We start from the raw sequence: 13,486 nt of genomic DNA on the forward strand, positions 1-13,486 counted from the left end.
TGTTCGTTGCGCGGTGCCCGTCGCCTGATGCGTGGGCTCTCTTGATCCGCGGCCGTTCGACGGCAACCTTGAGATTCTAGCAGGTTCAGAGCGTGGGAGGTTCGCGATGCGTCGAGCGCCGCTTCGCGTTCGCCCGTTCCTCCGCTTCGCTGGCTGCGACCCGGCGTCGGCGACGCAGCACGAGGATGAGGGCGAGCGCGATGAGGTCCAGGACCAGGAAGGCGAGGAGCAACCAGACCCAGAGCGGCGGTCCGGCACCGGCGTTCGGCGCGGGTTCAGCCGCTGCCTCGGCCGCCTCGGCGGTCGTCGTGGAGTCGTAGACGAGCCGGACGGGGTCGCCGAGCGTGGCCCCGCCGTCGGCGTTCGTCGACACGAGGGCGAGGGTGATGTCGTACTCCCCCGCGTCCGCACCGCGCAGCCACTGGGTCATGTTGATCCTGGTGGACCATCCGCCGTCGCTCCCGATCTCGATCGGCTGACCGTCGAAGCGGAACTCGGTCGCCCCCGTCCCGCCGGTGGACTGCAGGTCGCACGACGCATCATCGGCCGTGGAGCTGCTGAAGCAGGCCTTCGCCGAGTCGTAGAGGTCGATCGAGCGCCAGTAGGACAGCACGACGTCGGCACCCGGGTCGGCGGTGCCGGTGACGTCGAATCCGCTGACCTGCTCGCCGTCCAGGGTGTAGTCGACGCGGTAGACGGTGTCGCCGTCGGTCGGGCTCTCGATCGTCCCAGTGCCGGCGGCCGACGCGGGAGCGGATGCGGCGAGCGGCAGGACGACGGATCCGGCGCCGATCGACACCGCCACCACGGCGAGCGCCGCGGTACGAGCGGCACGCTGCAGCAGCGAACCGAGTCGACGCGCTCCGGGGATCACCTGGCCACCACTCCCTCCGGCGACGCCGGACGGCGACGCACGCCACCAGTATCCCAAAGACCGGGGCGCCGAGCCTGGGAACGACGGAGGCGGGGACCGCACCGGGCGGTCCCCGCCCGCATCGGCGCGGTCGGACGGAGCCGTCCGATCAGGCCCCGAGACCGCCGAGCAGCTCGGAGAACGGGCGATCGAGGGCGAACGGGTCATCCAGGCGCCCGGAACGGTCCGAGGCCGCCACGAGTGCGCTCAACTCGCCGGCCGCACGGTCGATCCGCGCCGGCAGGGCACCGACCTGCGCGTCGCCCGACCCCCAGTCCTCGGAGGCCGCGAACACGGCGGTCGGCACGGTCACCGCCCGCAGGTAGGCGAACAAGGGACGCACGGCGTATTCGAGGGCGAGCGAATGCCTGGCCGACCCACCCGTCGCACCGAGGACGACGGGCACCCCGGTCAAGGCGGTCGGCTCCACCACGTCGAAGAACGACTTGAACAAACCGGAGTAGCTGGAGGAGAAGATCGGCGTCACCGCGATCACGCCGTCGGCGGCGGTCATGGCTTCGATCGCCTCGGACAACCGTGGACTGGGGAACCCGGTCAGCAGGTTGTTCGTGATGTCCTGCGCGAGGTCGCGCAGCTCGATCGACGTCGTCTCGACCGTGTACCCGTCCTGCTCGAGGCGCGCCACGGTGGCGTCGCGGAGGCGGTCGGCGAGGAGACGTGTGGACGACGGTTGGCTGAGGCCGGCCGACACGACGGCGAGCGTGCGCTTGGCGGTCATCGGGTCGCCCCGACCGCCGCCGCGCCGAACGCCGAACCGGATGCGACCTGGCTCGTCTCGACCGCACCGGAGCGCGAAGCGAGTTCCGCGTCAGCGGCCGCGACCATCGACGCGTGCGTCGGCGCCTCCGGCACGTCGGCCGGACGGTCCTTCGCGAACTCCTTGCGGAGCACCGGCACGACCTCGCCGCCGAGGATCTCGAGCTGGTCGAGCACCGTCGCGAGCGGGAGCCCGGCGTGATCCATGAGGAACAGCTGACGCTGGTAGTCGCCGAAGGTCTCGCGCATCCCGGCGTACCGGTCGATGACCTGCTGCGGGCTGCCGACGGTGAGCGGCGTCTGCTCGGTGAAGTCCTCGAGCGTCGGCCCGTGACCGTACACGGGGGCGTTGTCGAAGTACGGCCGGAACTGGGCGACGGCGTCCTGCGAGTTCTTCGCCATGAACGCCTGGCCGCCGAGTCCGACGATCGCCTGCGCGGCCGTACCGTGTCCGTAGTGCTCGAACCGCTGACGGTACAGCTGGATGAGGCGCATGTAGTGCTCCTTCGGCCAGAAGATGTTGTTCGCGAAGAAGCCGTCGCCGTAGTAGGCCGCCTGCTCGGCGATCTCGGGGCTCCGGATGGAGCCGTGCCACACGAAGGGCGGCACGCCGTCGAGCGGTCGCGGCGTGGACTGGAAGCCCTGCAGCGGGGTGCGGAACTGGCCCTGCCAGTCGACGTAGTCCTCTCGCCAGAGGCGGTGGAGCAACGCATAGTTCTCGATCGCGAGGTTGATGCCCTCGCGGATGTCCTTGCCGAACCAGGGGTAGACGGGCCCCGTGTTGCCGCGGCCCATGATGAGGTCGACCCGGCCGCCGGCCAGGTGCTGCAGCATGGCGTAGTCCTCGGCGATCTTCACCGGGTCGTTTGTGGTGATGAGCGTCGTGCTCGTCGAGAGGATGAGGTCCGTGGTCTTCGCCGCGATGTAGCCGAGCATGGTCGTGGGGCTCGACGGGACGAAGGGCGGGTTGTGGTGCTCGCCGGTCGCGAAGACGTCGAGACCGACCTCCTCAGCCTTCACAGCGATCGCGACCATCGCCTCGATGCGCTCGTGCTCGGTGGGCGTGATCCCGGTGGTCGGGTCGGTGGTGACATCCCCCACCGTGAAGATTCCGAATTGCATCATGCGCTCCCACTCGTTCTTTCATGCGTTTGCATGGATATTCAGGACAACGGCGTTCACGCCCGCGCTATTCCCGGCCCGTTCGGCATCCTGTCCACAGCGCGCCGCGCGAGCCGTACGCCGTGTCGGCGGGCTATGGCAGGATCACCGCATGAACGGCTCACCGAACCCTTCGTCCAGCATGCCGACACCGGCCCCTCGGCACGTGTGCGGCATCGTCCCACCCTGGTTGCTCGAGCGCATCGCCGAACTCGACACTCCACAGCTGGCGCGTGCCGCCAGTGCCGCGCGGTACTCGCTGCTCGCCACGCGACCATACCGCTTCCCCGAGCCCGGGTCGGAGCGGGCCACTCATCCCGTGCGCAGCGCCACGGCTGGCAAGCGTCCGGTCGGCACCCCGGAGCGCAGCATCCACGACGCCCGGCGGACCGAGACCCTCCCGGGCACGCTCGTCCGCTCGGAGGGTGAGCCCGCCACCACCGACGCCGCGGTCTCCGCCGCCTACGACGGCCTCGGAGACACCCACGCCCTCTTCGCCGAGGCGTTCGCACGCGACTCCATCGACGGCCGCGGGCTGCCCTTGCTCGCCACGGTGCACTACGGCGACGACTACGACAACGCGTTCTGGAACGGCGAGCAGATGGTCTTCGGCGACGGCGACGGCGAGGTCTTCCGCAGCTTCACGAGCTCCTTGAGCGTCATCGGCCACGAGCTGGCCCACGGCGTGACGCAGTACACGGCGAACCTCGTCTACGAGGGGCAGCCCGGAGCGCTCAACGAACACGTGTCCGACGTCTTCGGCGCCCTTGTCGAACAGCACGCGCGCGGCGAGGACGCGGCATCGGCGTCCTGGCTCATCGGCGAAGGGCTCTTCACGGACGAGGTCGAGGGCAACGCACTGCGATCCATGCTCGCCCCGGGCACGGCCTACGACGACGACGTCCTCGGCAAGGACCCGCAGCCGGCGCACTTCGACGACTACATCGAGACGACCGACGACAACGGAGGCGTCCACCTCAACTCCGGCATCCCAAACCGGGCGTTCGCGACGCTCGCCGTCGCCCTCGGCGGCAACGCCTGGGAGCGTGCGGGGCTCATCTGGTACGACACCCTCGTCGGCGGCCTGTCGGAGCGCGCCGACTTCGCGACCTTCGCCGCGGCGACGATCGCTGCGGCCGCCGCCAGGTTCGAAGTGGACTCGGAGGAGCACACCGCGGTCGGGCAGGCGTGGGCGCTCGTCGGTATCGAGCCGTCCGCCTGAGCGTCCTGGCAGCGCCCGGGCTCGCGGAGTAGCATCGCGGCATGAAGGTCACGGTGACGAGGAGCGGCGGTGTGGCCGGTCTCACCCGACGCTGGGAGGTCGTCGTCGACGAGCAGCCCGACGTCGACCGGTGGATCGTCCTGCTCGACCGCCTCCCGTGGGACGACACCCCACAAGGACCACCGGTCCCGGATCGGTACGTCTACCGCATCAGATGCGCGCCCAAAGAGGCCACCCTCGGCGAGCAGCAGCTCACCGGTCCCTGGCAGGAACTCGTCGAGCGGGTGCGCGCCGTCCAGCCGCCACGCGACTGACGATTCCTCGCCAGTCGCGCGACGCCGACGGCGTCAGTGCTGCGGGAAGCGCTCCGCCAGCAGTTCGATCGTCCGCTCACGTGCGGGCGCCGAGTTCGACGGCGTGCCCTCCCGTGCCGACCCGACGGGCGACACCATGACCTCGTCGACACCGAAGCGGTCGGCGAGACCCTGCAGCTCCGCCGCAGCCTGGTCGGCGTCGCCGATGATCCAGGCAGCGCGCATCTGCTCGACGAAACCGAGCTCGAGATCGCTCTGCTCGGTCGCGGAGGCCTCTTCGACGGTCGCGATGGGTCCGAGCGGCTTGCCGGAACGCAGTCTCGCCATCTGCTGCAGGTTGGGGAGCGCCAACGCCTCCGCCTCGGCGGCCGTGTCGGCGACCACGGCGTTCGCGGTCAGGAAGGTGCGAGGCGCGTCGAGATGTGCGGACGGCTGGAAACTCGACCGGTAGAGCTCGAGGGCCCGAGCCGTCCCCTGGCCGGAGAAGTGATGCGCGAAGACGTAGGGCAGTCCGAGTGCTGCGGCGAGCGCCGCCGAGTAGTCGCTCGAACCGAGCAACCAAACGTCCGGCACACTGCCGGCCTTCGGCGTTCCCCGCAGGGCGTACTCCTCGCCGGAGGTCATCCGCACGCTCGCACCGTCGACGCCGAGGAGGGCGACGATGTCCTGCACGTTGTTCGGGAACCGGTCGACGTCGCTCGTGTTGCCGGACTGGCGGAGCACGGCGGAGATGACGGGGTCGCTGCCCGGTGCCCGGCCGAGGCCGAGATCGATGCGACCGGGCGCGGAGGCCTCGAGGAGCGCGAACTGCTCGGCGACGACGAGCGGCGCGTGGTTCGGGAGCATCACGCCGCCGGAGCCGACCCGGATCCGCTGCGTGGCGGCGGCCAGGATGCCGATGACGACCGCGGGGTTCGTCGATGCGACGGACGGCATGTTGTGGTGCTCGGCCACCCAATACCGGTGGTACCCCAGCTCGTCGGCGCGCTTCGCCAGGGCGATCGTCGCTGCGAGGGCAGCCGCGGTGTCCTGGTCGGTGCGGACGGGGATGAGATCCAGTATCGAGAGTCGCATGGTCACCTTTCGTCGCGCTGCCGAACGGCGACAGACGCATCAGGGTGCAGCGCTCGGACGGCCTGACATATTCCGCCTCGGCGACCGCAGTGGATTCCCAGGGCGATCCAAGCCAGATGCCACACCTGACGCGTACGCTGGACGCCCGCGACCGTGAAGGAGCACAGCATGGGATTCCTCGATCGACTGCTCGGACGCCCCGAGTCCGATGGACCTGTCCAGGCGACGGCCGGCGGGAACCCGGCTCCGGCCCGCGCGCGGACGGAGGACGAGATCGCCGTCGAACGCTACCGCTACCTCCTGCGGACCGCGCCGCCGGAGACCATCGAACAGGTCCACGAAGAGGCCTTCACGAAGCTCACCCCCGAGCAGCGGGGCATCTTGTACCGACAGTTGTCGGAGGACGCCCCGACCGGTGAGGCACCGGCAGACGGCTCCCCCAAGTCCCTCGCGCGTTCGGCCACCCGGGCCGAGGTGCGGCAGCCCGGGACCCTCGAGCGCAACCTCGGTCCGCAGGGCGGCGGGATGGGCTTCGGCGGCATGCTCGCCAGCTCCATGCTCGGCACCATCGCCGGTGTCGTGGTCGGTTCGGCCATCGCGCAGGCGTTCATTCCGGACACCGTCGGGACCGATCCCGCAGCCGACGCCGGTGGCACCGATCAGAGCGGTGCCGAGGCCGGGGCGGGAGACGGCGCGGCGACAGACGCCTCCGCAGCCGACACCTCCGCCGACGGCGGTGGCTGGGGTGACGGTGGATTCGGCGACGTCGGTGGCGGCGGCGACTTCGGTGGCGGCGGCGACTTCGGGTTCTGAGCCCTACCGGCACCCTTGGAGCGCCGACGCGTGTCCGTCAGCGCCGCTGACCACCCGCGGTACGCGCAGGAGCGGCCGTCCAGAGTTCCACGGCCCGCTGGGCGAGCAACTCGATGACCGCTTCGATCCGTGCATCCCGGTGCGCGTCGTCGGACCGCTCCACCCACATCGCGAGTTCCCGCTGTGCACTGTTCGGCAGGCCGCGGAAGAACGACAATCGACCGGCGTCGTCGATCGCCTCCTCGAGGTCCGGCCGCAGCCGCACCACCGTGCCGGTCGCCGAGAGCGGCGCGGCTCCCACATCAGCGTGTCTGCCCATGCGGCAACGGTAGTGGGTCGGACGGCAGCCGTCGAGCAGCTCGGTCCTGACCGACCTCGGCAGGGTCCTCGGGCCGTCAGGACCTCAGGCGAGTTCCCATGAGGCGACGCCACCACCGACGACGACGAACACCGGGTGCGGCTGCGGTCGCCAGACCTTCGCCCATCGGGACGCGACGTCCGGGCTGCGTCCGAGCAGGTGTCGCCGCAGGTTGCCCCATTCGTAGTCGAGCTGGCCGTCGGTCACGACGAGGGGTTCCGGGAGGACGCCGGAGGCGACGACACGCGCACGGTCGAAGACGATGTCGCGCTCCTGCGCCTCGTCGGCGACACCGTTGAGGTAGGCCGCGATCGCCTCCAACGGTTCGTCGGCCTCGAGGAAGCGCTGGAGCTGCGGGTGTGCACGGAGGCTCGATCCGGGCTCCTGCAGGACCCGCTGGGCGATCAGCCCTTCACGCCAGGACGATGTCAGCGCCTGGGCGTCGAAGTACCGGGGATGGATCGACCAGAGACGCATGTCTCCATCCTGCCCGAGGGCGCTGACAACCGACTCCGGGCAGCCCCTGCCCTCACCGCGGAGCCCTGCCGCGACGCGCGTAGGCTGAGGTGCATGTCTGAGCGCGCTCCATCCCGTCACCCGATGCCCCGGTGAGCGCTGCACCCGGATCCGGGCGGCGCGGGCTCCTCGTCGATCTGAGTCCACTCCGGGAGAGTCCGGCCTTCGCCCGGCTGTGGATCGGCGGGGCGATCACCGGGATCGGCGGCCAGATGACCATCGTCGCCGTCGGCCTCCAGGTCTACGACCTCACCGCGTCGACGTTCGCCGTCTCGCTCGTGGGCGTCATCGCCCTCATCCCGATGATCTGCTTCGGGCTCTACGGCGGCATGCTCGCGGACGCGTTCGACCGACGCACGGTCGCCCTGACGGCCGCCGTGGTCACGTGGGTGTCCACGGCGATCATCGCGGTGCTCGCCTGGAGCGGTTCGGAGCTGGTCTGGCCGCTGTACCTCCTCACGACGATCAACGCCGTGTCGACGACCATCGTCGGGACGACGCGGCAGGCGATCCTCCCCCGGCTGCTGCCGGCCCGCCTGCTGCCGTCCGCCGCGGCGTTGTCCGGCATCGCCGCGGGGGTCATGGTGACGGTCGGTCCCGCACTCGCCGGCGTCCTCGTGGCCAGTGTCGGATTCCGCTGGACCTACACGATCGACGTCGTGCTGTTCGTCGCCGCCTTCCTCGGGATCGCGTCGCTGCCGAAGATCCTGCCCGAAGGCGGCGTCAGTCGACTTCCGGGCCTCGCGAGCCTGGTCGACGGCTGGACCTTCCTCCGGACGGCCCCCAACGTCCGGATGACGTTCATCGTCGACATCGTCGCGATGACGTTCGGCAACCCACGGGTGCTCTACCCCGCCGTCGGCACCCTGTTGCTCGGTGGCGGCGCGATCACCGTCGGGGTCTTGACCGCAGCCGGCGCGGTCGGCACCCTGCTGTCGAGCCTCGTCTCCGGACGACTCGGCCGGATCGACCGTCAGGGCCGCGCCATCGAGCGGGCCATCATCGTCTACGGGCTCGCCATCGCCTGCTTCGGCGCGGTCCTCGCGTGGGTCACGTTCTCCGGAACGGCGACGCACGATGCGGCCGACGCGAACTTGCCCGCCATCGTGATCGCGGCGATCGCACTCGCCGTCGCCGGAGCGGCCGACAACATCAGTTCGATCTTCCGGATGACGATCCTCCAGGCGGCCGTGCCCGATGCCGTGCGGGGTCGGTTGCAGGGCGTCTTCACCGTCGTCGTGACCGGCGGACCCCGCGTCGGCGACCTCTACATCGGCCTCGCCGCGTCTGCCTTCGCGCTCTGGGTACCGGCGCTCGCCGGCGGACTCCTGGTCGTCGTGCTCGTCTGGACGCTCGTCCGCGTCCAGGGGGCCTTCCGACGCTACGACGCCAGGACGCCGACCCCGTAGCGCCTAGGCGGGGGCCGTGGCGATCGAGAAGACGTCGCGACCGCTGAGCGAGGCCCGGCCGGGCAGTCCCTCGAGCTCGAGCACCAGCCCGAGCCCTGCCACCTCGTATCCGGCGCGCTCGATGAGGTTGACCGCCGCGCCGCAGCTGCCGCCCGTCGCGAGCACGTCGTCGAGGATGAGCACACGCGTCCCGGCCGGTAGCTGCTCGGTGCGCAACTCCAGGGCGGCGGCACCGTACTCGAGGCCGTAGTCCTCGCGGAGCACCTCGCCCGGCAGCTTGCCCGCCTTGCGGATGGGGACCAGCCGCGTGTGCGTCGCGTACGCGACCGCCGCGGCGAGCAGGAACCCGCGGGCCTCGACACCGGCGACCGCGTCGAAGCGACCCTCGAAGCGCGCCGCCAGCTCGTCGATGATTGCGCGGAAGGCGTCGGCGTCGGCGAAGACCGGGGTCAGGTCGCGGAACAGGATGCCGGGCGTCGGGAAGTCCGGAATGGTCGCCGTCAGGCGGTCGACGTACTGGGTTGCGGTGGTCATGTGGTCCTCGTTCGGTCTGGGAGACATGCGACACCCCTCGCCTCAGCGACGCGTCGGTCGAGAGAGACGAGGGGTGACCTGCGGATGGTTACTTGACGCCCAGGAGGTCGATCACGAAGACGAGCGTCTGGCCGGAGAGCTGGTGGCCGCTGCCGGCCGGGCCGTAAGCGAGCTCCGGCGGGACCGTGAGCTTGCGACGGCCGCCGACCTTCATGCCGGGGATGCCGTGCTGCCAGCCCTGGATGAGGTTGCGCAGCGGGAAGTTGATGGACTGCCCGCGGCTCCAGGAGGAGTCGAACTCCTCGCCGGAGTCGTAGCCGACGCCGAGGTAGTGGACGTCGACGGTCGAGGAGGCCTGGGCCTCGTCGCCCTCGCCGAGGAAGATGTCCTCGATGACGAGTTCGGTGGGGGCCGGGCCCGTGGGGGCGTCGACCTCGGGCTTGGTGCGTGCTGAATCGGTCATGACTCCATCCAAGCAGTTCCGCCTGATCGGTTCACGCGGATTTCGCTGAGCGCGTGACGCCCCGGGCCGACGCCGGGTGGGGTGGTCGTGGCGCTGCGCCCGGTACTTGGGGGTTGCGGGCCGTGGCACCCGGGTGCATGCTGGAGGCACAGACCAACTCATCGCCCGGGCGACTCGCAGGCATTGCCGCAGCACCGGGCGATGAGTCTGTCCGGGGCCGTCGCCCGGGGATCCGCCTCGCATCCCGTTCCGTCGTGTCCGGGCATCCGCAGCTCGGACCGGTATGTCCACAACGCCCGCGCCCGACGCGCCTGCGATACCGTAGACGGGTGAAGTTCGCCCATTTCGTCGCCACAGACCACCAGCCGAGTACCCCCGCAGAGCCGCGGGTCCGACTCGCCGTCATCAGCGACACCGGGGCGGTGTTCCTCGACGAGATCCTCGAGGACGCCCCGCGCGACCTCCAGGAGCTCATCGAGCGCGGCCCCGCCGAGCTGGACCGCGTGCGGAGCTTCGTCGAGACCTCGCTCGCCCACGGTGTCAGCGGAGAACCCCTCGACGGGCTCGTCCACGCGTCCGCGGTCCTCCGTCCGCCGACGATCCTCGCGGTCGGGCTCAACTACTCGGCGCACTCGCAGGAGCTCAACCTCAAGACCGACAACGCCCCCACCATCTTCGGCCTGTGGGCGAACTCGCTCACCGGTCACGAAGGCACCACGAGCTGGCCGGCGGCGATCAGCGAGCAGGTGGACTACGAGGCGGAGCTCGGTGTCGTCATCGGCCGGGCCGCTCGCGACGTCGATGCGGCCGATGCTCTCGGGTACGTGTTCGGGTACACCGTCGTCAACGACATCACCGCCCGCAACATCCAGTACTCCGAGGCACAGTGGTCACGCTGCAAGTCGTTCGACGGGTTCACCCCGACCGGCCCGGTCGTCGTGACCGCGGACGAGATCCCCGACCCGCAGGACCTCCACATCTCGACCGTCCTCGACGGCGTGACGCTCCAGGACTCCTCGACCAGTCACATGGTCCGCAGCGTCGCGACGCTCATCGAACACTTGTCGGGCTCCGCGACCCTCCTGCCCGGAACGCTCATCTCGACGGGCAGCCCGGGCGGCGCGGGATACTCGCGCGACCCGCAGGTCTTCCTGACCGACGGCGCGACCGTCACTGTGTCCGTCGAAGGCGTCGGATCGCTCACGACGCACTGCACGGTCACCGCCGGGTAACGACTCCCCCACAGCACACGACGAAGCCGTCCGGACCCTGGTCCGGACGGCTTCGTCGTGTACAGCCGCGTCGGTCAGCGGCTCGGGTCGGAGTCCGCTCCCGGGATCGGCAGGTCGATGATCGGGATGGCCGAGGTGATGGCCTCGATCCCCGAGAGCCGCGCGGGCGAGAGCTGCTTCGTCACCTCGTCGCGCGTCATGAGGTTGGCCTCGACCACGAGGTCCGCGACGTTGCGGCCCGTCAGCAGCGCGGTCTTCGCGAGCGCCGCAGCGGACTGGTACCCGATGAACGGGGTCAGGGCGGTGATGACGCCGACGGACGCGCCGACCATCACCTCGAGCCGTTCCTCGTTCGCCGTGATGCCGTCGATGCAGTTCACCCGCAGCGTCTTGCACGCCTGTGCCATCCAGACGATGCTCTGCAGCAGCGAGTGGGCGATGACCGGTTCGAACGCGTTGAGCTGCAACTGCCCGGCCTCGGCCGCCATCGTGACCGTCATGTCGGCGCCGACGACGCTGAACGCCACCTGGTTCACGACCTCCGGGATGACCGGGTTGACCTTGCCCGGCATGATGCTCGATCCGGCCTGTCGGGGCGGCAGGTTGATCTCGCCGAGGCCGGCCTGCGGACCGCTCGACAGCAGACGCAGGTCGTTGCAGATCTTGGAGAGCTTGATGGCACTCCGCTTCAGGGTGCCGCTGAACGACATGAACCCGCCGGCGTCGCTCGTCGACTCGATGAGGTCGGGTGCCGTGGTGAGCGCGAGGCCCGTGATCTGGTTGAGGTGACGGACGACCGCCTCCGCGTAGCGCGGGTCGGCGGTGATCCCCGTCCCGATCGCGGTGGCGCCGAGGTTGACCTCGGCGAGCAGCCAGAGGGTCTCGTGGAGGCGGTCGTAGTCCTCGTTCAGCGTCGTGGCGAAGCCGTGGAACTCCTGCCCGAGGGTCATCGGGACGGCGTCCTGGAGCTGCGTGCGCCCGACCTTGAGGACGTGGGAGAACTCGACGGACTTCGCGCTGCACGAGTCGCGCAGCAGGCCGAGCTCCGTTAGGAGGAACTGCAGTGAGAACGCGAGCGCGATCTTGATCGAGGTCGGGTAGACGTCGTTGGTGGACTGCGACCGGTTGGTGTCGTCGAGCGGGTGCAGGAACTGGTACTCGCCCTTGGCATGACCGGCGAGCTCGAGCGCGATGTTCGTGATCACCTCGTTCGCGTTCATGTTCGTCGACGTACCCGCACCGCCCTGGATCACGCCCACGATGAACTCCTCGTGGAAGTCACCGTCGATGATGATCTGGCACGCGCGGTCGATGAGGTTCGCCTTCGCCGGGTCGAGGACCCCGATCTCGGCGTTCGCGCGGGCGGCGGCCTGCTTGACGCTCGCGATGGCGACGACGAGGTCGGGGTAGACGGAGATCGGACGCTTCGTGATGGGGAAGTTCTCGAGCGCGCGTGCCGTGTGGATGCCCCAGTACGCGTCGGCCGGGATCTCCATCGAACCGAGTGAATCCGACTCCGTCCGAGTCTCGTCGCTGTTCGTCCTGTCCGCCATGTCGTCGTCTGCTCCAAGGGTGGTGGGGATGCTGCTGCTGGTGGTGCTGATCGTCACTCGTGGCTCCGTTGCCTGGTGGGTGGATGTCCCTTCCAGCGTAGCCGGGTGCGATCCGCGATGCCTCTGCGGTGTCTTGGACCCGAGACGGTTCCGTGCCTGCGGTTCCGTGTCTGCGGTTCAGCGCCCGTGGGTCACCGCTTGCGCGAGAACGCCTCCAGCCGCTCGGCAGGGCTCAGCGCTGCCATGCGGTCGATGAACGCCGCACTGAAGGTGTCGGCGGTGGTGTAGTCACCGAGCGGGACCGTGGAGTGGGTGATGCGGTCGTCGTAGACGTGCACCAGGTTGAACGACTGACCGCCGAACATCCCGTTCACCTCCGCGGACGGGAGCGAGAGGTTCATCGAGTAACAGCTCGCGCTGGCGACCTGCACGGGGATGCCGGCGAAGGTGCTCGAGGTGGAGTAGTGCAGATGGCCGCCCAGGATGGCCCGGACGTCGCTCCCGCGCAGCACGGCCTCGAGCCGGTGCTGGTCGCGGAGCTCGAGGATGTCGAAGAACGGGATGCTCGACGGCACCGGCGGGTGGTGCATGGCGAGGATGCTGCCGAGCGGCGCCGGCGTGGCCAGCACCGACTCCAGCCACTGCAGCTGGCTGTCCTCGAGCTCGCCGTGGTGCCACCCCGGGACGGTCGAGTCGAGGCCGATGACGCGCAAGCCGCCGAAGTCCCAGACGGCGTCGAGCGGCTGCTCCCCTGCCGGGAGGTCGAGGAGCGCCGTCCGCATGACCGACCGTTCGTCGTGGTTGCCCATGAGCCAGACGATGGTGGTGCCGAGTCGCTCGGCGACGGGCTCGACCCGCTCCCGGAGCCGACGGTACGCGTCGGCCTCTCCGAGATCCGCGAGGTCGCCCGTGAACACCATCGCGTCGGGCCGGAGCTGCATCCGCTCGATCTGACGGAGGGCCTGTTCCAGGTTGGCCTGCACGTCGACCGCGTCGTAGAGGCGTCGGCCGTCGGCCAGGAGGTGCGGGTCGCTCAGATGGACGATGACCCTGTCGGGAGCCGGGTACTGACCGAAACGGACGTCGGAAGTCATGGTCCGAGTCTAGGAGCCACCGCCGACGTGCTCCGCCGCGGTCGACCACCAGA

At 69.9% G+C, this 13,486-nt stretch carries 15 protein-coding genes; 5 read left to right on the forward strand and 10 right to left on the reverse strand.

The features are described 5' to 3' along the window. Positions 1-85: 85 nt before the first annotated feature. From ACQ3HE_RS13380 to ACQ3HE_RS13390, 3 genes are all read right to left on the reverse strand, one after another. Positions 86-874, reverse strand: a complete 789-nt coding sequence (locus ACQ3HE_RS13380) for a hypothetical protein (RefSeq protein WP_124769538.1) — start codon at positions 872-874, stop codon at positions 86-88. Between the two features lie 148 nt (positions 875-1,022). Then, complete coding sequence (locus ACQ3HE_RS13385; RefSeq protein ID WP_194645604.1) at positions 1,023-1,652, reverse strand: FMN reductase; 630 nt, start codon at positions 1,650-1,652, stop codon at positions 1,023-1,025. Next, positions 1,649-2,812 carry an LLM class flavin-dependent oxidoreductase gene (locus ACQ3HE_RS13390; RefSeq protein WP_430893304.1) on the reverse strand — a complete coding sequence of 388 codons (1,164 nt, stop codon included), beginning with the start codon at positions 2,810-2,812 and terminating at the stop codon, positions 1,649-1,651. The genes ACQ3HE_RS13385 and ACQ3HE_RS13390 overlap by 4 nt, the downstream gene beginning before the upstream one ends. A 151-nt stretch (positions 2,813-2,963) precedes the next feature. On the opposite strand from ACQ3HE_RS13390, the gene ACQ3HE_RS13395 reads away from it, so the two are divergent. After that, positions 2,964-4,073 carry a M4 family metallopeptidase gene (locus ACQ3HE_RS13395; protein WP_430893132.1) on the forward strand — a complete coding sequence of 370 codons (1,110 nt, stop codon included), beginning with the start codon at positions 2,964-2,966 and terminating at the stop codon, positions 4,071-4,073. 41 nt (positions 4,074-4,114) lie between these two features. Then, the gene (locus ACQ3HE_RS13400) at positions 4,115-4,387 is read left to right on the forward strand and encodes a protealysin inhibitor emfourin (RefSeq protein WP_064294474.1); all 273 of its coding nucleotides are present in this window, start codon (positions 4,115-4,117) and stop codon (positions 4,385-4,387) included. A gap of 33 nt (positions 4,388-4,420) precedes the next feature. On the opposite strand, the gene ACQ3HE_RS13405 is transcribed toward ACQ3HE_RS13400, so the two are convergent. Continuing rightward, complete coding sequence (locus ACQ3HE_RS13405) at positions 4,421-5,461, reverse strand: LLM class flavin-dependent oxidoreductase (RefSeq protein ID WP_430893133.1); 1,041 nt, start codon at positions 5,459-5,461, stop codon at positions 4,421-4,423. A 168-nt stretch (positions 5,462-5,629) separates the two neighbouring features. Here ACQ3HE_RS13405 and ACQ3HE_RS13410 point away from each other — a divergent pair, with 168 nt between their 5' ends. Next, the gene (locus ACQ3HE_RS13410; protein ID WP_430893134.1) at positions 5,630-6,274 is read left to right on the forward strand and encodes a hypothetical protein; all 645 of its coding nucleotides are present in this window, start codon (positions 5,630-5,632) and stop codon (positions 6,272-6,274) included. A 37-nt stretch (positions 6,275-6,311) separates the two neighbouring features. Here ACQ3HE_RS13410 and ACQ3HE_RS13415 read toward each other — a convergent pair whose 3' ends face one another. Next, the gene (locus ACQ3HE_RS13415; protein ID WP_430893135.1) at positions 6,312-6,593 is read right to left on the reverse strand and encodes a YdeI/OmpD-associated family protein; all 282 of its coding nucleotides are present in this window, start codon (positions 6,591-6,593) and stop codon (positions 6,312-6,314) included. Positions 6,594-6,677: 84 nt separating this feature from the next. Next, positions 6,678-7,109 (reverse strand): pyrimidine dimer DNA glycosylase/endonuclease V, encoded by a 432-nt coding sequence (locus ACQ3HE_RS13420; protein ID WP_079707123.1) that lies wholly within the window; start codon positions 7,107-7,109, stop codon positions 6,678-6,680. A gap of 131 nt (positions 7,110-7,240) precedes the next feature. Here ACQ3HE_RS13420 and ACQ3HE_RS13425 point away from each other — a divergent pair, with 131 nt between their 5' ends. After that, positions 7,241-8,557, forward strand: coding sequence for an MFS transporter (locus ACQ3HE_RS13425; RefSeq protein ID WP_426738528.1), 1,317 nt, complete (start codon positions 7,241-7,243; stop codon positions 8,555-8,557). Positions 8,558-8,560: 3 nt separating this feature from the next. Here the strand turns inward: ACQ3HE_RS13425 and ACQ3HE_RS13430 are convergent, their stop codons facing one another. Further along, entirely contained in the window at positions 8,561-9,091 is a 531-nt protein-coding gene (locus ACQ3HE_RS13430) for an adenine phosphoribosyltransferase (RefSeq protein WP_124769542.1), read from the reverse strand. A gap of 88 nt (positions 9,092-9,179) precedes the next feature. Next, positions 9,180-9,554: an FKBP-type peptidyl-prolyl cis-trans isomerase gene (locus ACQ3HE_RS13435; RefSeq protein WP_064294480.1), complete on the reverse strand. Its 375-nt coding sequence runs from the start codon at positions 9,552-9,554 to the stop codon at positions 9,180-9,182. 329 nt (positions 9,555-9,883) lie between these two features. On the opposite strand from ACQ3HE_RS13435, the gene ACQ3HE_RS13440 reads away from it, so the two are divergent. Further along, the gene (locus ACQ3HE_RS13440) at positions 9,884-10,786 is read left to right on the forward strand and encodes a fumarylacetoacetate hydrolase family protein (RefSeq protein WP_370281973.1); all 903 of its coding nucleotides are present in this window, start codon (positions 9,884-9,886) and stop codon (positions 10,784-10,786) included. A gap of 74 nt (positions 10,787-10,860) precedes the next feature. Here ACQ3HE_RS13440 and ACQ3HE_RS13445 read toward each other — a convergent pair whose 3' ends face one another. Beyond that, complete coding sequence (locus ACQ3HE_RS13445) at positions 10,861-12,339, reverse strand: aspartate ammonia-lyase (protein WP_086474295.1); 1,479 nt, start codon at positions 12,337-12,339, stop codon at positions 10,861-10,863. Between the two features lie 191 nt (positions 12,340-12,530). After that, on the reverse strand, positions 12,531-13,433 hold the full coding sequence (locus ACQ3HE_RS13450; RefSeq protein WP_430893136.1) for a phosphodiesterase: 903 nt from the start codon (positions 13,431-13,433) through the stop codon (positions 12,531-12,533). Between the last annotated feature and the right edge of the window lie 53 nt (positions 13,434-13,486).

It is taken from the genome of Plantibacter auratus (genome assembly GCF_050587365.1).
In the GTDB taxonomy this organism is placed as follows: domain Bacteria; phylum Actinomycetota; class Actinomycetes; order Actinomycetales; family Microbacteriaceae; genus Plantibacter; species Plantibacter auratus.